The organism is Altererythrobacter sp. TH136 (genome assembly GCF_007065885.1).
Lineage (GTDB): Bacteria > Pseudomonadota > Alphaproteobacteria > Sphingomonadales > Sphingomonadaceae > Tsuneonella.
The window spans coordinates 723,491-744,939 of record NZ_CP041409.1 but is presented as its reverse complement, the minus strand read 5'-3'; the positions used below and the strand labels follow the sequence as shown (position 1 = coordinate 744,939).

Genomic DNA, 21,449 nt, shown 5'->3' with positions numbered 1-21,449 from the left:
CGACCGCGATGGGACTGCTCAAAGATACCTACCCGCTTTACCTCAATAACAAAGCAGCGCAGCCGAACACCGATCTGGCGGTGACGGACAAGTTCACCGGCGAGGTCGCATTCCGCACCGCGCTGGCCACCCCCGACGTGATCGAGCAGGCGATCGCGGGCGCGGTGCGCGCGGCCAAACCGATGGCGCGGCTGGCGAGCTACGAGAAACAGGGCGTGCTCGATCACTGCGTCGCGCGGTTCAAGGAGCGGTTCGACGAGCTCGCCTATGCCCTCTGCGTCGAGGCGGGAAAGCCGATCAAGGATGCCGAGGGTGAGGTCACCCGCCTGATCGACACCTTCCGCATCGCCAGCGAAGAGGCGACCCGCATTTACGGCGAGGTCCAGCCGCTCGACATCAGCCCCCGCGCGCGCGGCTACATGGGCATGTGGCGGCGCGTCCCGATCGGGCCGTGCAGCTTCATCTCTCCGTTCAATTTTCCGCTCAACCTCGCCGCGCACAAGATCGCCCCCGCCATTGCGATGGGCTGTCCGTTCGTGATGAAGCCGGCCAGCCTGACCCCGCTCGGCGCGATCATCATGGGCGAAGTGCTCGCCGAGTGCGACGTGCTGCCTGAAGGCGCGTTCTCCATCCTCCCGGCGCACCGCGACGGGGCGGACTTGTTCACCACGGACAAGCGGCTCAAGCTGCTGTCCTTCACCGGTTCCCCGGGCGTGGGCTGGGACTTGAAAGCCAGGGCCGGCAAGAAGAAGGTCGTCCTTGAACTTGGCGGCAACGCCGCGGTTATCGTCGACAAGGATGCTGACCTCGACCACGCGCTGGAGCGGATCGTGTTCGGCGCGTTCTACCAGTCGGGCCAGAGCTGTATCGGGGTGCAGCGGATCCTGATTCACGACAGCATCTACGACCGGTTCAAGGACATGCTTGTCGCCAGGTCGAAAACCCTTGTCGCGGGCGATCCCAAGGACCGCGACACCTTCATCGGGCCGATGATCTCCGAACAGGAGGCCACCCGCCTCAAGAGCTGGATCGACCGCGCGGTGGATGCCGGCGCGACCCTGCTGTGCGGCGGGGAGCGGATGGGCAACATGCTGGAAGCGACCCTGCTGGAAGGCGTTCCGGAAGATTGCGAGGCCAATCGTGAGGAGGCTTTCGGCCCGCTCGCCAACCTCCAGCCATTCAGCGACTGGGATGCCGCGCTGGCACAGGTGAACGACAGCAAATTCGGCCTTCAGGCAGGCGTGTTCACCCGCGACATCCATCAGGTGCTGGAAGCGTGGGATACGCTCGATGTTGGCGGAATCGTGGTGAACGACGTGCCGAGTTACCGCGTGGACAACATGCCCTATGGCGGGGTCAAGGACTCCGGGCTGGGGCGCGAGGGGATCCGGTTCGCGATGGAGGACATGAGTGAGATCCGCAACCTGGTGATCCGGCGCGTGTGAGGCGGCCGCCTGCCGGAAGTGTCACACGTGTCACACTGTTCAGAGCGAAAAAATCGAAAGGCCCCGGCATAGCGTTCAGGCGTCCTCCAGCAGCAGAATCTCGCACGTGACCTGAAGGCGTGCCGGGTGGAGGCGATGATCCACCGCGACCACGGCGGCTTCCGCGACCAGCTGACTCAAGATGGTGAATTCGTGATCGGCCAGCGCCGCCACGAACAAATCGCCCGCTTCCACGGCGTCTGCCCCATCGAACACCAGTTCCAGCCGGTGGCGCGCGCCGGCGAAGGTGATGCTCGCCCAGTTCTTGTGACTGTGCCGCGCGAGCACTCCGTGCGGACCAGCCAGCCTGAGCACCGCCTCGCGCAGCCGTTCGCCGGCGCCGCGGCGGGTGCGCAAAGGGGGCGGGGCGGGGGTTTCACTATTGAGCATGGCAGCTTCCCCGATATTTGTTCATGAAATGTTCCACCCGGGACGTCATCTGTGCACGCGGTTCTCGGCCCATCCGCAGATCGAGGACCAGGCGTGGGTCATTGGCGGCCAGCCGGCCGAACCGGGTGGCGGACATGCGGTTCTCCCGCAGGAATTTTTCGATGGTGCGGATCAGCATAAGGCTCCTCGATCGTGCGACTCGAATAGGCAATCGAGGGCACTAGCTTGCGGGCGAAATCCTACTTGTCTAGGAAAAATCCTTCATCTAGGAAGGAAGAATGGTAAACCAGACTTCGCCGCGCGATCGACTGCTGCAGCTGGCTCGTCAGCGCGGCGTCAGCCTGTCCGGCTTGTCCGAAATGCTCGGCCGCAACGCGAGCTACCTGCAACAGTTCATCCGCAAGGGCAGCCCGCGCCGGCTCGAGGAAAGCGATCGCCGCACGCTGGCGCAGTTCTTCGCCGTGCCCGAAAGCGAACTGGGCGGCGCTGATCCTGAAGGCGCCGCCCGTCGCGCGACGGGGCAAGCTCCCCGCTTGCGCGAGGAGTGGATCGAGGTGCCCCGCCTGGCGATCGGTGCCGCGGCGGGCGCGGGGGCGATGGCAAGCGACGAAGCGCCGTTCGACAGCTTCCGCTTCTCGCCCCGCTGGCTGCGCGATGCGGGCCTGAGCATCGACCAGCTGTCGACGATCCGCGTGACCGGCGATTCCATGGTGCCGCTGCTTAACGACGGTGATGAGATCCTCGTCGACAAGGGGCAGCGAAGCCTGCGGGATGGCATTCATGTGGTGCGGCTGGACGATGTCCTGCTGGTCAAGCGCCTCGCCCCGGCCGGGCGTGGGCGCGCTTCGTTGATCAGCGAGAATCACGCCTATCCGCCGGTCGAGGTATCGCTGGACGAACTCGAGATTGTCGGCCGGGTGGTGTGGAAGGGCGGCCGGTTGTGAAGCCTGGCGCCGCTTGCAATCGTCCCGGCGCAGGGGCACTTCACGGGCCATGACCGACACTCCCGCCACGCCGCCGATGCGCGCCGCGATCATTCCGGTGACGCCGCTGCAGCAGAACTGTTCGCTGATCTGGTGCACCCGGACCATGCGCGGGGCGCTGGTGGATCCGGGCGGCGATCTCGACCGGCTGAAGGCGGCGGTGGCGAAGGCAGGGGTCACGTTGGAAAAGCTGCTCGTCACGCACGGGCACCTCGACCATTGCGGCCAAGCCGGCATGTTGGCGCAGGAACTGGGCCTTCAGATCGAGGGGCCGCACGAGGCCGACCGGTTCTGGATCGACCGGCTGGGCGAGGACGGCGGCAAGTACGGCATGCAGGCCGAAGTTTTCGAACCAGACCGCTGGCTGCAGGAGGGCGACACCGTCACGGTCGGCGAGCTGACGCTGGAGGTGATCCATTGCCCCGGCCACACCCCCGGGCACGTGGTGTTCTTCCATCGCCCGTCGAACTTCGCGATCGTGGGCGACGTGCTGTTCCAGGGCTCGATCGGCCGCACCGACTTCCCGATGGGCAATCACCAGGATCTGATCGACGCGATCACGCGGAAGCTGTGGCCGCTGGGTAACGACGTGACCTTCATCCCCGGCCACGGCCCGACCAGCACCTTCGGCCGGGAGCGACAGACGAATGCTTTTGTGAGCGACTACGCGCTGAGTTGAGGGCGCTAAGCTATAGCACCCGCAGCACGATCAGCACCGCCGCCACCGCTAGGCCAAGCTGCGTCAGCATCGTGATGATCGTGCCGACCGACCGCCCCTTGCCGAGCGCGCCGCCATCCATCCCCAGGCCATGCGCCACCCGGCCGAGCATGTAGACCGCCGCCACCCACGCGAGCCACGGGTCGCCTTCTCCGCTCAACTCAATCGCGGCGATCAGCACGAGCACGAAGGCGGTGTTCTCCACGAAGTTCAGTTGCGCGCGCATTCGCGCCGTCAGCGGGCCGCCCGCGTCGTCGCCGATCGAGATCTTGTGCGCCATGCGCAGCTGGCCGATCCGCGTGGACAGCCAGATATTGATGAGCGCCGCGGCCGCCGCCGCGCACAGTGTAACCGGAAGGATCATTCGCCCCACTCCCCAATGCGAACCTGGTAAGGCTGGCTAGCACATGCCCGCGGCCTTGCAACGGCGCAGATTTTCGCTATAGGCCGCGCCTTCCCGCCACGGTTGGGTCCTTGCAAAGCGTGCCCGCCCGCCCGGGTTGTGCGCCGCGAGGCCTTCGCCTACGGCAACCTCGACACACACGCTTACACTGGAACAGGTGCCGAAATGGCTGTCCCCAAAAGAAAGACTTCGCCCTCTCGCCGGGGCATGCGCCGCAGCCACGATGCGCTGAAGGTTGAAGCGCACCACGAATGCAGCAACTGCGGGGAGCTGAAGCGCCCGCACAACCTCTGCAATCACTGCGGGCACTACAACGGCCGCGAAGTCATCGCCGTCGGCCTCTGACGGCCGGTAACGGGTCCGTACTGCCATGACACTGCCGCGTATCGCCGTCGATGCGATGGGCGGCGATGAAGGCGTGCAGACGATGATCTCGGGCGCTGCCCTTGCGCGGCGCCGGCACGAGAAGTTCAAGTTCCTGCTGGTTGGCGACGAGCCGCGGATCAAGGCCGCGCTCGATGCCCATCCGCAGATGCGCGGCGCATCCGAGATTCTCCATTGCGAGGATGTTGTCGGCGGCGACGAGAAGCCGACGCAGGCGCTTCGCCGCGCCAAGACCACCAGCATGGGCCTCGCCGTGAACGCGGTGAAACAGGGTCACGCGGGCGCCGCGGTCAGCGCCGGCAACACCGGCGCGCTGATGGCGATGAGCAAGCTGGCGCTGCGCACCATCAAGGGCATCGACCGGCCGGCGCTTGCCGCCCTGCTGCCGACCCTGGGTGACAACGACGTCATCATGCTGGATCTCGGCGCCAATACCGAGTGTGATGCGCGCAACCTGGTCCAGTTCGCGATCATGGGGGCCGCCTACTCACGCATCGTGACCGGGCTCGAGGCGCCGCGCGTGCGCCTGCTCAACATCGGGACCGAGGAGACCAAGGGCACCGATCAGCTGCAGGAGGCGACTCAGCGGCTGCGCGAGGCGACCGGCCTCGCGATGCGCTTCGACGGGTTCATCGAGGCGGACAAGATCAACCGCGGCGAATGCGACGTGGTGGTGAGCGACGGCTTCTCCGGCAACATCGCGCTGAAAGCGATCGAGGGCGCGGCGCGGTTCGTGACCGACCTGTTGCGTAACGCCTTCACCAGTTCGGTCCGCTCCAAGATCGGTTTCCTGGTCTCGCGTCCGGCGACCGAACTGCTGCGCCATCACCTCGATCCCAACAATCACAACGGCGCGGTCTTTCTGGGGCTGAACGGCGTGGTGGTGAAAAGCCACGGCAGCGCTACTGCCGCGGGGGTCGCCAATGCCGTCGCGGTCGCGGCGCGGCTGCTCGAGGACGACCTCACGCACCGCATTTCGGCCGACCTCGCGGAGCTGGGCGAAAGCAAGCTGAGCACCACGGGGGGCAAGTCAGGGGGCCGATCGAAGCGTTCCGCCGCCGATGAGGGGCAGCCCGCATGATCCGTTCGGTGATCGTCGGGTCCGGCTCCGCATTGCCGAAGCGCGCGGTGCCGAATGCCGAAATGGCGCAGATGGTCGACACCAGCGACGAATGGATCGTCGAGCGGACCGGCATCCGCAACCGCTACATCGCCGGCGAAGGGGAAACCACCGCGACCCTCGCCGCCGATGCCTGCCGCCGCGCGCTTGGGGCCGCGGGGCTGGAGGCCAGCGACATCGGCCTGATCGTCCTGGCGACCGCGACGCCGGACCAGACCTTTCCGGCCACGGCGACCAAGGTGCAGGACATGCTCGGCTGCCGGGGCGGCATCGCGTTCGATGTGGCCGCGGTGTGCTCCGGCTTTCTGTATGCCCTGGCGACCGCGGATTCGATGCTGCGTACCGGGATGGCCAAGCGTGCCCTGGTGATCGGCGCGGAGACCTTCAGCCGCATCCTCGATTGGGAAGACCGCACCACCTGCGTTCTGTTCGGCGACGGGGCCGGCGCATTCGTGCTGGAGGCGCGCGAGGTCGCTGCCGAGGGATACGGCGACGGGCCCGGCATCCTGTTCAGCCAGCTTCACGCCGACGGCGCGCACAACGAACTCCTGTACGTCGATGGCGGTGCCTCCACCACCGGCACGGTCGGCAAGCTGCGCATGAAAGGCCGCGAAGTGTTCCGCCATGCGGTGGTCAACTTGGCGACCGTGCTGCAGGCGGTGCTGGAGCAGACCGGCTTCACCGCAGAGGACATCGACTGGGTGGTGCCGCACCAAGCCAACGCCCGCATCCTCGATGCCACCGCCCGCAAGCTAGGGCTGCCGGCGGAGAAGGTGGTAGTCACGGTCGATCAGCACGCCAACACCTCGGCCGCTTCAGTGCCGCTGGCTTACGACACGGCCGTGCGCGACGGACGGATCAAGTCCGGCGATCTGGTGATGCTCGAAGCGATGGGCGGCGGCTTCACCTGGGGCGCCAGCCTGGTCCGCGTCTGACCCGTAATTCTTTGAGTTTCTGCGCAAACCCATTGCGGCAGTCGCGCTAAATGGATAGCATAAGTTAATCCCCACGGGTCGCACGAACGGGCAGGAGAACACTCTTATGCGTTCCGTTGGCACGCTTACCCGCGCCGACCTCGCTGATACCATCAACCGCAAGCACGGGTTCTCCCGGGCGGAGGCGCTCGAATTGGTCGAAGCCATCCTGCGGCATATGTGCGAGGCGATGAGCCAGGGTGAGAACGTCAAGATTTCCGGGTTCGGCACGTTCGTGCTGCGCGAGAAGCGCGAACGGATCGGCCGCAATCCCAAGACCGGCGTCGAGGTGCCGATCACTCCCCGGCGGGTGATGACCTTCCGCGCCAGCCAGCTGCTCAAGGAGCGAGTGGCAAACGGATAAAGGAGCGGCTCGGGTGGCGGAATTCGAGGACGGCAAGGATCAGGGCGCGCTGCGCACGATCGGAGAACTGGGCGAGGCGCTGGGCATCAAGACCCACGTGCTGCGCTATTGGGAGGATCAGTTTCCGCAGCTGAAGCCGCTGAAGCGCAGCGGCGGCCGTCGCTATTACCGCCCCGAAGACGTGGCGCTGGTGCGCGAAATCGACCGGCTGGTGAACCGCGACGGCTACACGCTGCGCGGCGCGCGAACAGCGCTCAAGGATTTCGGCAGCGCGGTCGAGGCATCAGTAGAAGCGCCGCCAGCACCAGCCACGCTGTTTGAGCCGACGGGCAGGGCGGAGAGCCCGACCGCTGAGACGGTGTCGCCCGAGGTGATCGCCCGGCTGCGCGCGATCCGCACCCGCCTTGCCGAGGCGCTCACCGCTTGAGGTTTTCGCCATGGCGAACCGGGTAATTCTGAGTGGGCGAGCACGCGGGCGTGCAAAGGGACGCCGGCGATGAGCGACCTGACGATCTGGACCTATGACTGGGTACCGGAAATGCCTCGCGGGTTCGTGCGCGACTTGCGGTTACGTTGGGCGTGTCGGGAGGCGAGCCTAGGCTACCGGATCGCCACGGTGCCGTTCGATGGGCGTGAAGCCAACCATCGGGACCGGCAGCCATTCGGCCAGGTGCCGTACCTGTCCGATGGCGATGTGCATATCTTCGAAAGCGGCGCCTGCCTGCTGCATCTGGCGCGACAAAGCGAAGCGCTGATGCCGCGCGATAGCGTGGGTGAAGCGGACACCATCCAGTGGCTGTTCGCCGCGCTCAACTCCATCGAGATCGTCACGGTGCCGTGGCTGTTCCTGCGGTTTTCGGGCCATGCAGACACGCCCCTGACCACCTGGCTGGGCAGCCGCCTGACACAACTGGAGCGCGTGCTGGACAGCCGCGAATGGCTGGCCGCCGATCGCTTTACCGTGGCCGACCTGCTGATGGCCGATGTGCTGCGGGGCGATCCGCTCAAGACATTCACCGATCGCCCCGCGACGGACGCCTATGTCGAACGGGTCACCTCGCGTGCCGCGTTCCAGCGAGCGCACGAAGAACAGCTTGCCCAGTTTGCCAGGGCGGATGCGGACAGGGTCTAGCGCGCGGCGCTGATGTCGCGGATTTCATCCATTCGATCGCGATAGGCCTGCGCGACGCACGCTTCGTCGGGGCAGCGTTCGCGATAGCGGAGGAAGCTGTCGCGAGTTCGGCGTAGTTCCGCCCTGACGCCCTCGTTGCCGCGACTCAGCGCCGAATAGAACCGGGATGACATCTCCCGGTCCAGCGAGGCAAGCTGGGGACTGGAGCAGACCATTCGCTCGCTGCGCGATCGGGCCACCCGGCAGTTGAAGCTGGGGGCGGCCGCGGCAACCCGCGGGGCCGCTTGGGTTGGCGCGGGTGCCGGCCGCGCGGTCGGCGAAGCTGCCGGCGCCGGGGTCGCTGCTGGAGGGGGCGGCGGGGGCGGTGGAGCTGCGGTCCTGGCCTCCGGCGGCGGTGCGGCTTGCGCCGCTGCGACCTCGGTCGCCGGCGATTTGGGACGATAGGTGTCGGATCGCAGATCGAATGTTGCGAGACGGTAGATGATCGGCTCGGCGCCCTTGATCTGGTAAACCAGCCCGCTGCCGTCGGCCGCCGCCTGCGCGGCGTATTCGATGTCCGCCACCAGCTGCCGCTTGCCGTCGAACGCGCGCTCCGCCCCGGGCGGAACCTGCAGCACGAACCGCCCGCTGCACACCGTCACGTCGAGCGTCTCGTCCCGGCTCTTTACGACCGGATTTTCCACTCGGACCAGCGAATGGGTGGACAGCGTATCGAGGTTGACCGGATCGGCGTTGCGGATCCGGATCGCCTCATCGAACGCCACCTGCTTGAGGCGGTCATAAGTCGCTTGCGAAGAACACGCCGCCTTAAGGCGTTGCGCGAGTGATTTCTGCTTGCTGGCCAGGATTTCTGCCGATCCGTTTTTCGGTTCGGTCTCGCCGCACGCAGTCAGCGTCAGGGCGATCACCGAGACGCCCAGCCAGTCGCGGATTGTCATCAAGCGTTCTCCATTCCCGGTGCGAACGCTTGATGGTCAAGGTTGCTCCGGCATCGGCGGCGCTACTCCGCTGCGAGCAGTTCCTCCGCCGCCCCGAGGTCGACGCTGACCAGGCGGCTCACGCCGCGCTCGACCATCGTCACCCCGAACAGGCGGTGCATCCGGCTCATCGTCACGGCGTTGTGCGTCACGATCAGGTAGCGGGTATCGGTTTCCGCCACCATGGAATCGAGCAGGTCGCAGAACCGGTCGATGTTGGCATCGTCGAGCGGCGCGTCGACTTCATCGAGCACGCAGATCGGCGCCGGGTTGGTGAGGAACAGCGCGAAAATCAGCGCGATCGCGGTGAGCGCCTGTTCGCCGCCTGACAGCAGGGTCAGCGACTGCAGGCGCTTGCCCGGGGGTTGGGCGTAGATTTCCAGCCCGGCGTCGAGCGGATCGTCGCTGTCGATTAGCGCGAGGTGCGCCTGACCGCCTTCGAACAGGCGGGTGAACAGCCGGCGGAAATGGGCGTCCACCTGCTCGAACGCGGAGCGCAAGCGCTCGCGTCCTTCGCGGTTCAGATTGCCGATCGACCCGCGCAGGCGATTGACCGCTTCCAGCAGTTCGGCCTGCTCTTCCGCGCTGGAGCCATGCTCCGCCTCGATCCGGGCCAGCTCCTCGGTGGCAACCAGATTGACCGGGCCGATGCGTTCGCGGCTGGCGGTCAGTCGTTCCAGGTCTTCGCTTTCCAGGCCGGCATGGCGCACGGTTTCGACAGCGAAGCCGAAGCGTGAGGTGAGGAGCGGCGGGGGGCACTGGAACCGCTCGCCGGAAATGCGGCTCATCTCCTCGCGGCGCTGCTCTTCGTTCTCTGCCCGCGCGGCCAGGCCCGCCCGCGATTCGCGCGCCGCGGCAAGCGCTTCGGCGGTTTCGGCCAGGATTCGGTCCGCGGCCTCGACCGCTTTTTGCGCGGCAGCCATCGCGGACTCCGCCGCGGTGAGCTCGGCGGATAGCCGTGTCCGAACGGTGTCGCCCTGTTCGATCTCGCGCAGCAAGCCTTCCGGCTTGGCAGCGATTACGGCGCGCTCCTGTTCGATTTCCTCGAACCGGCGGCTCATGTCCGACAGGCGCCGCGCAGCGTCGCTTGAGCGGGCCTGCCACCCGGCGATGTCCGCCCGCTGCGCCTGCGTGCGTTCGCGGGCGACTGCCAGCGCCTGATCGTGTGCCGCGAGCGCGGCGGTCGCGGCCTGCAGCGCTGTGCGGGCGTCCTCGTTGCGGTTGCGCGCTGCATCGAGTGCCGCGCGGCCGGTGTCGGGCGAGGGCAGCGATGCCCGCTTGGTGCGCGCGGCTTCGACTTCGGCCAGCGCGGCGGCACGCCGATCTGCCAGGGCACCGGCGCTGGCGGCGAGTTCCTCCAGCCGGGCGGCCTGCCGCTCGCGCTCCGCTTCCGCCTGGTCGGCCGCTCGCAGCGCCTGGCGCTCGCTATCCGCTGCCGCCTGCAAGGCACGCTCGTCCGCGACCAGTTCGCGTTGCAGCGTAGCCAGTTCTTCGTGTGCTGCCGCTGCCGCCGTTTCCGCCTCGGCCAGCGCGGCGCGTGCCGGGGGGAGCAGGCGTTCGAGGTCGACCAGGCGGTTATCCGCCTCCAGCCAGGCCGCCTCGGCGGCGCCTTCGCCGCGCGCGACAAAGCCGTCCCACCGCCGCAGCCCCCCGCCGCGGGTGACCAGCCACTCCCCCGGGCTAAGCTTACGGCCATCGTCGGTGTCCGCCACGTGGACCAGCGCCAGGCGCGCGGCGAGTTGCGGTGGGCAGTCGGGCACATGGGCCGCCAGGGCATCGGCTACCGCCGCGGGGGCGGATGAGCCACTCCAGAAGCGTCCTTCCGGCGTACCGTCCGGAAGACCCAGCGGAGCCTTGGCGTCCCGGCCAAGGACCGCCGCCAGCGCGCGCTCGTACCCCGGAGCCGCGCGCACCTGGTCGAGGGCTGTGGGCAGACCATGGCGATTGGCGGCTTGCCGGCGGCGCGCCTGCCGATCCCGATCGAGCGCGGAATGTTCGCGCTCCAGTCCGGCCACATCGGCGCGCGCGGTGGCGAGCATTGAAGCCGCTTCGTCACGCGCACTACGCAGGGTTGCCGCAAGCACGCGTCGCTCGTCGAGCCGGGCGCGCAAGCGGGCGAGTTCCGCGGTTGCGGCCTCCGCCGCCGCGCGGGCGGTCCGCACGTCGATGTCCGGATCGCCGGTCTGCGCCAGCGCGCTGCGCGCTGCGTCGATCCGCTGCACCTCGGCATCCAGCCGGTCGAGCGCGGTGGTGGCCTGCGCGACCTCCGCCTCTGCGACGCGCCAGTCGGCCTCCACCCCGGCGTGGTCCGCCGTCGCGCGCGCGAGTGCCAGTTCGGCAGACCGCGCGGCACGGTCGGCATCGTCGAGCCTTGCCGCGATCGCCGGGCGCCGTTCTTCATCCGCTTTCAAGGTGGCGGCGTTGGCGACCAGATCGCGTTCCAGCCGGGCGAGCGCTTCAGCGGCGTCGCGGGTCAGGCGGTCGGCATCTCCGCGGTCTTCCTCGAGCCGGGCGCGCTGGCGATCGAGGTCAGCGAGCCGCTGCTCTGCGGCCTCTAGCTGGCCGGACAGCGCCGCCATCCGGTGCCCATGCGCACTGGCGTCATGCCGGCGATCGGACAGTTCGTCGCGCGCATCGCCAAGCGCGCGCGCCGCCGCCGCCTGGGCGCGTTGCGCCGCGCCGGAGGCGGTCTGTGCGGCATCGACGCGCGCGTCCGCCGCTTTCGCCTCGCCCCGGGCAGTCTCCGCCGCAGCCGCCGCGTCGCGCCACCGGGCGAACAGCAACCGCGCTTCGGCCAGGCGGATCTGATCGGACAGTACGGTGTAGCGTTCGGCTTGCTTGGCCTGGCGCCGCAGCGTGGCGATCTGGCTGTCGAGCCCCGCCATGAGGTCTTCCAGCCGCGCCAGATTGGCCTCGGTCTGGCGCAGCTTGCCTTCGGCATCGCGGCGCCGGACGTGCAGGCCGGCGATCCCCGCGGCTTCCTCCAGCATCATGCGCCGCTCGGCCGGCTTGGCGGCGATCACCTGCGCGATCTTGCCCTGGCTGACGAGGGCAGGGGAGTGAGCGCCGGTTGCGGCGTCGGCGAACGTCAGCGCGACGTCCTTGGCGCGCACATCGCGGCCGTTGACGCGGTAGGCGCTACCGGCGCCGCGCTCGATCCGGCGCACGACCTCCAGCGGTTCGCCCTCGTCCCCCTCACCGGTGAGCACGACTTCGGCAAAGTCCCGCGGTGGGCGGCTGGCGGTGCCGGCGAAGATGACATCGTCCATCCCGCCGGAACGCATCGACTTGGGCGAATTCTCGCCCATGACCCAGCGGATCGCTTCCAACAGGTTGGACTTGCCGCAGCCGTTGGGGCCGACGACCCCCGTCAGACCCGGCTCGATGCGCAGTTCAGACGGCTCGACGAAGCTCTTGAACCCCGAGAGCTTGAGCCGCCTGATGCGCATCGCGTGGCGGTGCTACCTCGCGCCGGCGCGTTGCAGCATCGGCTCCAAAGTGGCCCAGGTCTGCGTGCCAACTTTGGTGCCGTTGATGAAGAAGGTGGGCGTGCCGGTGACGCCGAGTTCTTCCGACTGCGTTTCGGAATTCGCTGCGATCTGCTCGGCAGTCTTCGCGTTTGCGAGACAGGTGCGGGCCTGATCCCGCGAAACACCGCGCTGAGCGAAGAAATCGTACAGTCCGGTGCCCTGGGCGATGGCGTCGAAGCGCGCGGCGCCTTGCGCCTGCATCGCCGCGTCAAGCGCCGCCTTGTTCGCATTGGCCGCTTCGAAGATCGCGGGCAGGTTGGCCCAGCTTTGTTCAGCCAGCGCGTGGAAACCCTGTGGCCCCGTGCAGCGCGCGAGCACCGCGACGGTCAGATCGATCGGATCGTGGATCTGGTTGCGCAGTTCGAAGCTGACCTTGCCTGCATCGATGTACTTGGTGCGCAGCGGCTCGGCAGAAGTTTCGGCGAACTCGGCACAATGTCCGCACGTATGGCTGGCGTATTCGACGAGCTTGATCGGGGCGTTGGGATTGCCCTGGATCACGCCGCCTTCCGGGGTGAACGAGGCCACGTCCGACCACGCCTGACCCGCGGGCGCTGCCACGGCCGCGACCGGCTGACCCTCAGCCACCTCAGCCGTGGGGGCTTCTTCCGCATTGCAGGCGGCAAGCGCGAGAGTGGCGACGAAAGCGAGGGAAGCGGTGCGAAGGCGGGTCATGCGATCTCTCTTGAAGTGGTGATGAAGCCTAGCGGAAGCGTTCGGGGCCCGAAAGCACAACGGCGCGCTGTCCACAACTCCTACAAACGGGCGTCGATCTGGGGCTGGAGCATCGGCCAGGTGCCCGTGCCGGCAAGCAGGGTGCCGTCGATCGCGAAGCTGGGGGTGCCGCGCACGCCCCATTTTTTTGCATCCGCGGCGGTCTGCTCGGCCAACCGCGTCGCGAGCGCTTCATCCGACAGACAGCGGTCGAGCGTCGGGCGGTCGTATCCGCGCGGCACCATCAGGTCGTAAAAGCCAAGATCGCTGGCGATCGCGCGGCGGCGGGCGGGACCGGCGCCTGTCGACCAGCGCGCTTTCTGCCCGGCCGTGGCGCGAGACATGATCGGCAGCCATTTCGGCTGGCTGAGCATCAGCGTGGCGTGGTTGCGGGGAAACTTCGCCGCTGGCCCGCAATTGGCGAGCATCGCGGCGGTCAGATCGACCGGGTCGCGCACGATGTGGCGTACATCCAGCTGCACTTTGCCGCTGGCGACGTACACATCGACCGCGTTGGTGCCTTCCCGGGCGAACTCGCCGCAGTGAGTGCACGTGTAACTGATGAATTCGGTCAGCTTCACCTTGGCGGCGGGGTTACCGATCCGGTGGCCGCCGCCGGCAGTGTCGACCACCGTCAGCCAGTTGGTCGCGGCAACCGCCGCGGTCGCGGTAAAGGCGGCACCGATTGCCAGCGCCAGCGATGCGAACCTCACTTGGTGTCCTCCTGTCCCCCGAGCGAGCGGGCAAGCGATTCCAGCACCGCGCGCAGCTCTGGATCGCCGATGTCGCGCAGGCTGTCGCCGAGCTCGATCGGGATGGGTTTCAATGATGGGGGTCCCCCGACCGGCGTTTCACCACGCGGCGGATTAACCGACCCTTGCCGCAGCTTGACCCGGGCCACCGCCTTGTAACCGAAAAAGCGGTTCACCCGCTCGATGATCTCGGGGATCACATGCTGGATCAGCGGCGCGTGGGCCGGCAGGACGACCAGTTGCAGGATGCCGTCGGCTTTTTCCCCCGGAGCGAAGCGGATCGCCTCGGGCGAGCAAACCTTAGCGTGGTGTTCCCCGACGATCTCGGGCCACCGGGTGACGACGCTCGACTGCACGAATCCGAACCGGCGGAACGCAGTGCGCCCGACCTGCGGCGTCAGTTCCGCCATCGAGCGCGCCGGCCCGCCGCGCGGCCGCTCGTAGCTGCGCGGCTTCGCCTTGCCCAATTTCGAAGGTGTGTCCCGTTCCATACTTGGGCGCGCCATGCCATAGCGAGCCGGTGACTGCCAGCGAGGACAGCGTCGCGAGTGCGTTGCTCGCCTGGTATGACCGTCACGCGCGCACGCTCCCATGGCGCAGCCCGCCTGGCGCGCCGCCGCCCGATGCGTATCGGGTGTGGTTGTCGGAAGTGATGCTGCAGCAGACCACCACCGCGGCGGTGGCGCCGTATTATCGGCGGTTCCTGGAACGGTGGCCGACCGTGGCGGATTTGGGGGCGGCCGACGAGCCTGACGTCATGGCGGCGTGGGCGGGGCTGGGTTACTACTCGCGCGCGCGCAACCTTATCGCCGCCGCCCGCGCAGTCGTGGAACGAGGCGGCTTTCCCGACAACGAGGCAGGGCTACGTGCGCTGCCGGGGGTGGGCGCTTACATCGCCGCTGCCGTAGCCGCGATCGCGTTCGAGCAACGCGCGGTGGTGGTTGACGCCAACGTCGAGCGGGTCGTTTCGCGGTTGTTCGCGATTGCCGATCCCTTGCCACAGGCCCGCAAGGCCATCCGCGTCCGCACGGACGAGATCACTCCCGACCAGCGCGCGGGCGACTTTGCGCAAGCCATGATGGATCTGGGCGCGACCATCTGCACACCGCGCCAACCCAGGTGCCTGGTCTGCCCGGTCGCGGGGTGGTGCGACGCCCGCGCCGAAGGCGAGCCGGAACGCTATCCGGTCAAGGCCGCGAAGAAGACCAAGCCCATGCGCACCGGCAGCGCTTTCTGGATCGAGCGCGACGGGCATGTCTGGCTCATCCGGCGCGAGGGGCGGGGCATGCTGGGCGGGATGCGAGCCCTGCCGGGTGACGGCTGGTCGGCAGCCATTGACGGGTCAGGCGATGCGCCAATTGCCGCGGAGTGGACCTGCGTCGGCACGGTGCGCCACGGCTTCACGCACTTCGACCTCGAGCTGACTATCCGGCGCGCCTCCGCCACGCAGGCACCTGCGGTCAATGGCGAATGGTGGCCGATCGATCGCCTGGGCGAGGCCGGTCTGCCGACCCTGTTCGCCAAGGCTGCCGCGCGCGTGCTCGGCTAGAGGATACCGCCGCCGAGCGACAACCGGATCGCGGCGATGACGATCACGACCAGGCAGAAGTTGCGCCCCTGGTTGGAGCGCGAGAGCGCCCCCAGACCTGCCCCAACGATGGCGATCGGCAAGACGATCCAGTTACCCCAGCCCAGAAACGGAATGGCCGAGGGGATGGCGAGCAGCAGGGCCACAATGCCGATGATGATCGAGAGAATGTTCAGCATGGTGTGCTGTATGGATAGGACACTCGCGCAACGCAAGGCCGATTGACCGGGCTGGTGGCTTGCCGCACATCTTGAAATGAAACCGATCAGTTCGAGGATGCAGATGGCTTTCAGGGAATTCGACACCGCGCAGTTGTCGCGCCGTTCGTTGCTGCGTTCAGGGGCGCTGCTGGGCGCCGGGGCGGCGTTGAGTGGGCTGCCGTTCGGCCGCGCGGCGTTTGCGCAGGCGTCGACGCAGTGGGCGAACGTCGCAAAGCTTGCCAACGAGTACGTCGCCGCGCGCAAGGTCGCCAACATCGTCGCCGCGCTTGGCTGGGGCCAGCGGGATCCCGATGTCGTGTCCGTCGGCACGCTGGCCCTGGGCCAGGCGGCGCCGGCCGGCTTCGACAGCCTGTATCGCATCTATTCGATGACCAAGCCGGTCACCGGGATGGCAGCGATGATGCTGATCGACGAGGGCAAGTTGGGCCTTGACCAGCCGCTGGCGGAAATCCTGCCTGCGTTCGCGAATATGCGGGTGCAGAAGACCTATGATGGGTCGATCACCGATCTGGAGCCGGCGCAGCGGCCGATCACCATCCGCCACCTGCTGACCCATACGGCGGGCCTTGGTTATGCGATCGTCCAGAAAGGACCGATCAAGACCGCGTATGAAGATGCCGGCCTGGTCCCCGGGCAGGTGACCAAGCTGCCCATCGCCGCTGCCTTCGGGCGGGGCGAGGCGGTGCGCAGCCTCACGACCTTTGCCGATCGCCTGGCGACGATGCCACTGATCGCGCAGCCGGGGACGCGCTGGTCGTATTCGGTGGGACTGGACCTGCTCGGCCGGGTGATTGAGGTCGCTTCGGGCCAACCGTTCGACGCCTTTCTCAAGGAGCGGATCTTCGATCCCGCTGGCATGACGAGCACCTGGTTCCAAGTTCCCGGGAGTGAACTGGGCCGACTGACCACCAACTACGGCGTGCTGGATGGCCGCCTGCTGCCGATCGACCCGCCGACGCAGTCGATCTACGCCGATGCGCCGGCCTTTCCGATGGGCGGCGCGGGCCTGGTGTCGAGCGCGCGCGATTACGACCGCTTCCTGCGGATGCTGCTTGGCTATGGCAAGATCGACGGCAAGCGAGTGATGAGCGAGCTGGCCGTGCGGGTAGGCACGTCCAACCTGCTGCCGGAAGGTGTCGATACCACGGGCACGTTCGCCGAAGGACAGGGGTTTGGCGCCGGCGGACGGGTCGGGCTGGGTGAGCAGGCTGGCACCTATGGGTGGGGCGGGGCAGCCGGGACCGTGGCCTTCGTCGATATGAAGCGCGGTTTCCGCGCCACCATGATGACGCAATACATGTCATTGACGCCGTACCCCCTGACCGGGGAGTTCAACCGGGCGGTGCTGGCTGACCTTGCGGCAATGGCGGGCCGGAAGGCCGCCGCGTGATCGCGTTCAGCGGCTCGCCGCTTGATCGAGCCGATCATCTGCGAACGGATCGCGAGGCGCTGGCAGGGCTGATGAACTGGCGGGCGCGGCTGCTGAAGCTGGATGGGTTGCTGCCGTCATACGATGCCGCCACGGGCGAGATCGGTTGGGGCACGCTGGCCGATGCGCCGGAGAATGCCGAACTAGTGTTCCTTGGCCTGCTGGATTGCAAAGCCTGCTTTGCTGCGGTGCCAACAGAGGGAGCCGACGGCCCCGCCTACGCCCAACCGCAAGTGTGGCAGGCGATGCAGGTGCTCTCGACCAGCGATCTCGCGATCTACGGCGGCGCGCGCAGTCTGGTCGACTGGCATGCGCGGCATCGCTTCTGCGCCCGCTGCGGCAGCGGCACCGCGCTGGCGAAGGGTGGCTGGCAACGCGATTGCAGCGCGTGCGGCGCGGCGCATTTTCCGCGCACCGATCCTGTCACGATCATGCTGGTCGAACACCAGGGGCGCCTGCTGCTGGGCCGCCAGCCGCGCTTTCCGCCCAGGGTTCATTCCGCGCTCGCGGGGTTCGTGGAGCCGGGCGAGACCATCGAGGAGGCGGTGGCCCGCGAGGTATTTGAGGAAGCCGGCGTGCGCGTGCGTGATGTGACCTATATCGCCAGCCAGCCGTGGCCATTCCCCAGTCAGCTGATGATCGGCTGTCACGCGCACGCAGACGACGATGCGATCACCGTGGACACGACCGAGCTAGAGGAGGCGCGCTGGTTCACCCGCACCGAACTGGAAGCCGCGCGGGAGGCGGGGCCGGAGGGCAACGAGACGCTGATCTTTCCCCGCTCATGGGCCATCGCGCATCACCTGGTCACCTGGTGGCTCGATCGATGAGGAAGGCGCCGTGACTGAGCGGATCACGATCGACATCTGGTCGGACGTCATGTGCCCGTGGTGCGTGATCGGTTACCAGCACCTCCGCCGCGCGCTCGACGATCTGGGCGGAGAGGTTGAAGCCGAGATCCGCTGGCTTCCGTTCGAGCTTAACCCAGACATGCCGCCCGAGGGCGAGGAGAGCCGGGCGCATATCGCGCGCAAGTATGGCCGCACCCCTTCAGAGGCCGCCGCCGGCGCAGGCATCATGGCCGAGCGTGCCCGCGCGGCAGGGTTTCCGTTCGACTACACGGGTGAGGGCGATCCCCCCGTGACGATGATGTGGAACACCTTCGACGCGCACAAACTGCTGTCCTGGACGGTCGCAAATGCTGGTGCTGCAGCGCAGATGCGCCTGGCATTGGCGCTGTTCGCGGCGCACTTCCAGCAGCGGCGGCGGATCGGTGACCGTGAGGTGCTGCTTGATATCGCCGAGGCGTCTGGTCTCGACCGGGCCGCTGCCGCTGCGGCGCTCGATGACGCGGATCTGGCCGACGCGGTGCGCGCCGAGCAGCAGCAGGCGTGGGACATGAACATCGGCGGCGTCCCGGCGATGATCTTCGACGGCAAGTTCCTGGTTCCCGGCGCACAGGAACCCGAAATTTACGTCGATGTCATCCGCAAGGTGATCGCTCGCCGCTAGCGATCCGGCGTAGTCGGCATGGCGCCGATCGTCTTGTCGCCCTTCAGTGCATCCTGTTCAGGGTTGTCCGAGCCCTTCACGCGGTCAACCTCCTCTCCGGAGAGGGTCCCTTCGGCCGTGCGCTCTTCGGCGCGGGTGCCGACGTCGCGCGCCAGATTGCCGCCAGCGCGGTCATTCTGCGCTGTCGAACCGCCAGCGTCTTTCGCCATGGAGTCGATCAGGTCATTGTCAGAATGGGGGTCGCGTTCGGTCATGTCTGGTCTCCTTATCATCAGACCAACGGGCCGCGCCTCGACAGAGTTCCGTTCGCATTCCAAGGCATGGGCCAGATACCACCGGAGGTGCGGTGAGCCCGTTGATCAAATCAGCCCCAGCTTCGTGAGGCGACCGTGCAAGCGCCCGGGAATCGCGACGCCGGGCTCCTCCCCTTTGGCCAGGTCGCGCGGAGCATTCTTGTCCTCGAGATAGCGCCACCCCTGGTGCGCCCGCTTGTGCTTGGGTTCGACCGGCACCAGCAGGGGGGCCAGGCGGATCGTCCAGTGGTTGTCGGGCCGCTGGACAAATCCCAGGATTTCCGAACGCGCCACGATCGCGTGATCCAGGATCCAGAACAGCGAGCCGCCGATCATCTCCTCGTGTCTTTTGGGCAGGTAGCGCGTGTGCATGTGCGCCTCGTCGCCCGCCTCGACCCATTCCCGCAGGGCGTCCAGGCTTTTGGTCCGATAGGCGATCTTGGTCATGTGCAGCGGCATGGCGGATCAGCCGACGACGCCGCTCGCCACCGCGAGGCCAAGGAACACGAAAAAGCCCATCGAATCGGTGATCATGGTCACAAACACGCTGGAGGCGACCGCGGGATCCTGGTCGAGCCGCTCGAAGATCACCGGAACCGCCACGCCGGCAAAGCCCGCCACGACGATATTGATCAACATCGCGGCAGCGATCACCAGGCCAAGCTGCGGATTGAACAACAGCGCCGTGGCGATCCCGATCAGGACCGCAACCGTCGCTCCGTTGGCGAGCGCCACGCGCATCTCACGCCACAGCATCCGCCGGGTGTTGGCGCGGGTGAGCTGGTTCATCGCGATCGCGCGGACGGTGACCGCCATCGTCTGGGTGCCGGCATTGCCGCCGATGCTGGCGACGATCGGCATCAGCACCGCCAGCGCCACCAGCTTTTCGATCGCCGCGCCGAACAAGGCGATGATCGTGCTGGCCACCACCGCGGTGCCAAGGTTGGCGACCAGCCAGCGCACCCGCGCCACATAGGCGTCGCGGATGGGTTCGTTGATGTCGCCATCGCCCGCGCCCGACAGCAACAACACGTCCTCGCCCGCTTCTTCCGAGATGATGTGGACCACGTCGTCAGCGGTCATCTGGCCGACCAGCCGCCCGCTTTCGTCCACTACCGCGGCCGAAATCAGCGCGTATTTCTGGAACATGTTGCCGACTTCTTCCTGATCGGCAGTCACCGGGATCAGCGTCTGGTCGCGCTTCATCACGTCGCTCAGCGCGATGTGGCGCGGCGTGCGCAGGATCCACGACAGCTGGCAGGTGCCGACCGGCTTGTGCGCCGGATCGACCACGAACACTTCCCAGAAGTCGGTTGGCAGGTCGTCTCCCTGGGTCTCCCGCAGGAAGTCGATCAGGTCGCCGACCGTCAGGTGTTCCGGCACCGCGACGAACGCGCGGCTCATCAGGCGACCGGCGGTTTCCTCAGGATAGGCGAGCGCGCTTTCGATCGCCGCCCGGTCTTCCGGCTCCATCTCGGCCAGGATCGCCGCCTGGTCCGCAGGCTCCAGGTCCTCGAGCAATTGGACCGCGTCGTCGGTGTCGAGCTGCTCGGCGATCTCCGCGACGGCGCCCGGCGCGAGTGCCTCGATCATGTCGTCGCGGACGTGATCGTTGAGTTCCGCGATGACCTCGCCGCTCATCAGGTCGGTGATCGCGGCGGCAAGCAGCGGGCGCTCGTCGGCCTCAAGCAACTCGAACAAGTCGGCGACATCGGCCGGGTGCAGTGGTTCGACCAGGTCGTACACGCGGCCTTTGTCGCCGGCCTCCAGTGCTTCCCGGACGCTGCGCAGGTAGCCCGGTTTGAGCCGGTTCTCCTCGTCGTGGCGCTCGTCGTCGATCCGGTCGTCAGGGCGGCCGGCTTCATCGCCGGCGCGCAATTCCGCGTCCATGATCTGCTCGTCCGCCATCCCGCTAGGCGTCTAGGCGCGGGCCGCCGAAACGCAAGCGACGGGTGACAACGCTTTTGGGCTGACTATATCGGCCGCATATTATTCAGGAGACACAATGATGACCGCCGAAACACTGACGTTCACACTCGATACCGGCAACGGTGAAGGCGGCGACGTTGTCATTCGCCTGCGGAATGACCTCGCGCCTGGCCATGTCGAACGAATTACCGAACTTGCGCGCGAAGGGTTTTATGACGGCGTGCTCTTCCACCGCGTGATCCCCGGGTTCATGGCGCAGGGCGGCGACCCGACGGGCACGGGGATGAGCGGCAGCAGCAAGCCCGACCTGAAACAGGAATTCAGCGCCGAGCCGCACGTTCGCGGCACCTGCTCCATGGCGCGCACCAACGATCCCAACAGCGCCAACAGCCAGTTCTTCATCTGCTTCGACGACGCGCGGTTCCTTGATCGTCAGTACACGGTGTGGGGCCAGGTCGAGAGCGGGATGGAGCACGTCGACGCGCTGCCCAAGGGCGAGCCGCCGCGCAATCCGGGCAAGATCGTCAAGGCCACAGTGGGTTAAATCCCTCC

The 21,449-nt window shown here is 67.3% G+C and carries 26 protein-coding genes; 14 read left to right on the top strand and 12 right to left on the bottom strand.

Going from position 1 to position 21,449, the window contains the following annotated elements; genetic code table 11:
- Positions 1-8: 8 nt before the first annotated feature.
- Positions 9-1,445: an aldehyde dehydrogenase family protein gene (locus C0V74_RS03665; RefSeq protein WP_143250690.1), complete on the top strand. Its 1,437-nt coding sequence runs from the start codon at positions 9-11 to the stop codon at positions 1,443-1,445.
- Between the two features lie 75 nt (positions 1,446-1,520).
- Here the strand turns inward: C0V74_RS03665 and C0V74_RS03660 are convergent, their stop codons facing one another.
- Positions 1,521-1,874, bottom strand: coding sequence for a hypothetical protein (locus tag C0V74_RS03660; protein ID WP_168194140.1), 354 nt, complete (start codon positions 1,872-1,874; stop codon positions 1,521-1,523).
- The gene (locus C0V74_RS03655) at positions 1,864-2,052 is read right to left on the bottom strand and encodes a hypothetical protein (protein WP_143250689.1); all 189 of its coding nucleotides are present in this window, start codon (positions 2,050-2,052) and stop codon (positions 1,864-1,866) included. Before C0V74_RS03655 ends, C0V74_RS03660 begins: the two co-directional genes overlap by 11 nt.
- 100 nt (positions 2,053-2,152) lie before the next feature.
- Here C0V74_RS03655 and C0V74_RS03650 point away from each other — a divergent pair, with 100 nt between their 5' ends.
- Both C0V74_RS03650 and C0V74_RS03645 read left to right on the top strand, forming a co-directional pair.
- Positions 2,153-2,818 carry a S24 family peptidase gene (locus tag C0V74_RS03650; protein ID WP_143250688.1) on the top strand — a complete coding sequence of 222 codons (666 nt, stop codon included), beginning with the start codon at positions 2,153-2,155 and terminating at the stop codon, positions 2,816-2,818.
- 49 nt (positions 2,819-2,867) lie between these two features.
- Positions 2,868-3,536 (top strand): MBL fold metallo-hydrolase, encoded by a 669-nt coding sequence (locus tag C0V74_RS03645; RefSeq protein WP_282595932.1) that lies wholly within the window; start codon positions 2,868-2,870, stop codon positions 3,534-3,536.
- A 10-nt stretch (positions 3,537-3,546) separates the two neighbouring features.
- On the opposite strand, the gene C0V74_RS03640 is transcribed toward C0V74_RS03645, so the two are convergent.
- Positions 3,547-3,939 (bottom strand): MAPEG family protein, encoded by a 393-nt coding sequence (locus tag C0V74_RS03640; RefSeq protein WP_131625326.1) that lies wholly within the window; start codon positions 3,937-3,939, stop codon positions 3,547-3,549.
- Between the two features lie 204 nt (positions 3,940-4,143).
- On the opposite strand from C0V74_RS03640, the gene rpmF reads away from it, so the two are divergent.
- From rpmF to C0V74_RS03610, 6 genes are all read left to right on the top strand, one after another.
- On the top strand, positions 4,144-4,323 hold the full coding sequence (gene rpmF / locus C0V74_RS03635) for a 50S ribosomal protein L32 (RefSeq protein WP_126176562.1): 180 nt from the start codon (positions 4,144-4,146) through the stop codon (positions 4,321-4,323).
- A gap of 25 nt (positions 4,324-4,348) precedes the next feature.
- Positions 4,349-5,443, top strand: coding sequence for a phosphate acyltransferase PlsX (gene plsX / locus C0V74_RS03630; RefSeq protein WP_131625327.1), 1,095 nt, complete (start codon positions 4,349-4,351; stop codon positions 5,441-5,443).
- Positions 5,440-6,417: a beta-ketoacyl-ACP synthase III gene (locus C0V74_RS03625; RefSeq protein WP_143250687.1), complete on the top strand. Its 978-nt coding sequence runs from the start codon at positions 5,440-5,442 to the stop codon at positions 6,415-6,417. The genes plsX and C0V74_RS03625 overlap by 4 nt, the downstream gene beginning before the upstream one ends.
- Positions 6,418-6,523: 106 nt before the next feature.
- The gene (locus C0V74_RS03620) at positions 6,524-6,820 is read left to right on the top strand and encodes an integration host factor subunit alpha (RefSeq protein WP_131625329.1); all 297 of its coding nucleotides are present in this window, start codon (positions 6,524-6,526) and stop codon (positions 6,818-6,820) included.
- A gap of 13 nt (positions 6,821-6,833) precedes the next feature.
- The gene (locus tag C0V74_RS03615; protein ID WP_143250686.1) at positions 6,834-7,247 is read left to right on the top strand and encodes a MerR family transcriptional regulator; all 414 of its coding nucleotides are present in this window, start codon (positions 6,834-6,836) and stop codon (positions 7,245-7,247) included.
- A gap of 69 nt (positions 7,248-7,316) precedes the next feature.
- On the top strand, positions 7,317-7,952 hold the full coding sequence (locus C0V74_RS03610; protein WP_143250685.1) for a glutathione S-transferase family protein: 636 nt from the start codon (positions 7,317-7,319) through the stop codon (positions 7,950-7,952).
- Here C0V74_RS03610 and C0V74_RS03605 read toward each other — a convergent pair.
- From C0V74_RS03605 to C0V74_RS03585, 5 genes are all read right to left on the bottom strand, one after another.
- Positions 7,949-8,890 (bottom strand): hypothetical protein, encoded by a 942-nt coding sequence (locus tag C0V74_RS03605; protein ID WP_143250684.1) that lies wholly within the window; start codon positions 8,888-8,890, stop codon positions 7,949-7,951. The two genes, C0V74_RS03610 and C0V74_RS03605, sit on opposite strands and share 4 nt — an antisense overlap.
- Before the next feature lie 62 nt (positions 8,891-8,952).
- Positions 8,953-12,378, bottom strand: a complete 3,426-nt coding sequence (locus tag C0V74_RS03600) for an AAA family ATPase (RefSeq protein WP_143250683.1) — start codon at positions 12,376-12,378, stop codon at positions 8,953-8,955.
- Between the two features lie 12 nt (positions 12,379-12,390).
- Positions 12,391-13,134: a thioredoxin domain-containing protein gene (locus C0V74_RS03595; protein WP_143250682.1), complete on the bottom strand. Its 744-nt coding sequence runs from the start codon at positions 13,132-13,134 to the stop codon at positions 12,391-12,393.
- Positions 13,135-13,214: 80 nt separating this feature from the next.
- Positions 13,215-13,886 carry a thioredoxin domain-containing protein gene (locus C0V74_RS03590; protein WP_168194139.1) on the bottom strand — a complete coding sequence of 224 codons (672 nt, stop codon included), beginning with the start codon at positions 13,884-13,886 and terminating at the stop codon, positions 13,215-13,217.
- Positions 13,883-14,416, bottom strand: a complete 534-nt coding sequence (locus C0V74_RS03585) for a DciA family protein (protein ID WP_143250680.1) — start codon at positions 14,414-14,416, stop codon at positions 13,883-13,885. The genes C0V74_RS03590 and C0V74_RS03585 overlap by 4 nt, the downstream gene beginning before the upstream one ends.
- Positions 14,417-14,445: 29 nt before the next feature.
- On the opposite strand from C0V74_RS03585, the gene mutY reads away from it, so the two are divergent.
- Positions 14,446-15,474, top strand: a complete 1,029-nt coding sequence (gene mutY, locus C0V74_RS03580) for an A/G-specific adenine glycosylase (RefSeq protein ID WP_143250679.1) — start codon at positions 14,446-14,448, stop codon at positions 15,472-15,474.
- Here mutY and C0V74_RS03575 read toward each other — a convergent pair.
- The gene (locus C0V74_RS03575; protein ID WP_131625691.1) at positions 15,471-15,692 is read right to left on the bottom strand and encodes a hypothetical protein; all 222 of its coding nucleotides are present in this window, start codon (positions 15,690-15,692) and stop codon (positions 15,471-15,473) included. The genes mutY and C0V74_RS03575 overlap by 4 nt on opposite strands.
- 97 nt (positions 15,693-15,789) lie before the next feature.
- Between C0V74_RS03575 and C0V74_RS03570 the strand changes: the two genes are divergently transcribed.
- The 3 genes from C0V74_RS03570 to C0V74_RS03560 are packed head-to-tail and all read left to right on the top strand — an operon-like array spanning position 15,790 to position 18,675.
- Complete coding sequence (locus C0V74_RS03570; protein WP_349236022.1) at positions 15,790-17,124, top strand: serine hydrolase domain-containing protein; 1,335 nt, start codon at positions 15,790-15,792, stop codon at positions 17,122-17,124.
- The gene (gene nudC, locus C0V74_RS03565; RefSeq protein ID WP_246844952.1) at positions 17,121-17,993 is read left to right on the top strand and encodes an NAD(+) diphosphatase; all 873 of its coding nucleotides are present in this window, start codon (positions 17,121-17,123) and stop codon (positions 17,991-17,993) included. The genes C0V74_RS03570 and nudC overlap by 4 nt, the downstream gene beginning before the upstream one ends.
- A 10-nt stretch (positions 17,994-18,003) precedes the next feature.
- A complete protein-coding gene (locus C0V74_RS03560; protein ID WP_143250677.1) occupies positions 18,004-18,675 on the top strand; it encodes a DsbA family oxidoreductase in 672 nt (223 codons plus the stop codon).
- Here C0V74_RS03560 and C0V74_RS03555 read toward each other — a convergent pair.
- From C0V74_RS03555 to mgtE, 3 genes are all read right to left on the bottom strand, one after another.
- Positions 18,672-18,929, bottom strand: a complete 258-nt coding sequence (locus C0V74_RS03555) for a hypothetical protein (protein ID WP_143250676.1) — start codon at positions 18,927-18,929, stop codon at positions 18,672-18,674. The genes C0V74_RS03560 and C0V74_RS03555 overlap by 4 nt on opposite strands.
- A 105-nt stretch (positions 18,930-19,034) precedes the next feature.
- Positions 19,035-19,427: a DUF1489 family protein gene (locus tag C0V74_RS03550; protein ID WP_143250675.1), complete on the bottom strand. Its 393-nt coding sequence runs from the start codon at positions 19,425-19,427 to the stop codon at positions 19,035-19,037.
- Positions 19,428-19,433: 6 nt separating this feature from the next.
- Positions 19,434-20,876: a magnesium transporter gene (gene mgtE, locus C0V74_RS03545; protein ID WP_143250674.1), complete on the bottom strand. Its 1,443-nt coding sequence runs from the start codon at positions 20,874-20,876 to the stop codon at positions 19,434-19,436.
- A 100-nt stretch (positions 20,877-20,976) separates the two neighbouring features.
- On the opposite strand from mgtE, the gene C0V74_RS03540 reads away from it, so the two are divergent.
- Complete coding sequence (locus tag C0V74_RS03540) at positions 20,977-21,441, top strand: peptidylprolyl isomerase (protein WP_131625693.1); 465 nt, start codon at positions 20,977-20,979, stop codon at positions 21,439-21,441.
- The last annotated feature ends 8 nt before the right edge of the window (positions 21,442-21,449 follow it).

Bases quoted from the DNA above. Each gene is read 5' to 3' on its own strand.
- mgtE (WP_143250674.1), bottom strand. From the start codon at position 20,876: ATGGCGGACGAGCAGATCATGGACGCGGAATTGCGCGCCGGCGATGAA.
- C0V74_RS03620 (WP_131625329.1), top strand. From the start codon at position 6,524: ATGCGTTCCGTTGGCACGCTTACCCGCGCCGACCTCGCTGATACCATC.
- C0V74_RS03605 (WP_143250684.1), bottom strand. From the start codon at position 8,890: ATGACAATCCGCGACTGGCTGGGCGTCTCGGTGATCGCCCTGACGCTG.
- C0V74_RS03575 (WP_131625691.1), bottom strand. From the start codon at position 15,692: ATGCTGAACATTCTCTCGATCATCATCGGCATTGTGGCCCTGCTGCTC.
- C0V74_RS03625 (WP_143250687.1), top strand. From the start codon at position 5,440: ATGATCCGTTCGGTGATCGTCGGGTCCGGCTCCGCATTGCCGAAGCGC.
- C0V74_RS03570 (WP_349236022.1), top strand. From the start codon at position 15,790: ATGCAGATGGCTTTCAGGGAATTCGACACCGCGCAGTTGTCGCGCCGT.
- C0V74_RS03660 (WP_168194140.1), bottom strand. From the start codon at position 1,874: ATGCTCAATAGTGAAACCCCCGCCCCGCCCCCTTTGCGCACCCGCCGC.
- C0V74_RS03645 (WP_282595932.1), top strand. From the start codon at position 2,868: ATGACCGACACTCCCGCCACGCCGCCGATGCGCGCCGCGATCATTCCG.
- C0V74_RS03600 (WP_143250683.1), bottom strand. From the start codon at position 12,378: ATGCGCATCAGGCGGCTCAAGCTCTCGGGGTTCAAGAGCTTCGTCGAG.
- C0V74_RS03640 (WP_131625326.1), bottom strand. From the start codon at position 3,939: ATGATCCTTCCGGTTACACTGTGCGCGGCGGCGGCCGCGGCGCTCATC.
- C0V74_RS03540 (WP_131625693.1), top strand. From the start codon at position 20,977: ATGACCGCCGAAACACTGACGTTCACACTCGATACCGGCAACGGTGAA.
- rpmF (WP_126176562.1), top strand. From the start codon at position 4,144: ATGGCTGTCCCCAAAAGAAAGACTTCGCCCTCTCGCCGGGGCATGCGC.
- C0V74_RS03550 (WP_143250675.1), bottom strand. From the start codon at position 19,427: ATGCCGCTGCACATGACCAAGATCGCCTATCGGACCAAAAGCCTGGAC.
- C0V74_RS03650 (WP_143250688.1), top strand. From the start codon at position 2,153: ATGGTAAACCAGACTTCGCCGCGCGATCGACTGCTGCAGCTGGCTCGT.
- C0V74_RS03655 (WP_143250689.1), bottom strand. From the start codon at position 2,052: ATGCTGATCCGCACCATCGAAAAATTCCTGCGGGAGAACCGCATGTCC.
- C0V74_RS03665 (WP_143250690.1), top strand. From the start codon at position 9: ATGGGACTGCTCAAAGATACCTACCCGCTTTACCTCAATAACAAAGCA.
- C0V74_RS03585 (WP_143250680.1), bottom strand. From the start codon at position 14,416: ATGGAACGGGACACACCTTCGAAATTGGGCAAGGCGAAGCCGCGCAGC.
- C0V74_RS03595 (WP_143250682.1), bottom strand. From the start codon at position 13,134: ATGACCCGCCTTCGCACCGCTTCCCTCGCTTTCGTCGCCACTCTCGCG.
- C0V74_RS03555 (WP_143250676.1), bottom strand. From the start codon at position 18,929: ATGACCGAACGCGACCCCCATTCTGACAATGACCTGATCGACTCCATG.
- C0V74_RS03610 (WP_143250685.1), top strand. From the start codon at position 7,317: ATGAGCGACCTGACGATCTGGACCTATGACTGGGTACCGGAAATGCCT.
- plsX (WP_131625327.1), top strand. From the start codon at position 4,349: ATGACACTGCCGCGTATCGCCGTCGATGCGATGGGCGGCGATGAAGGC.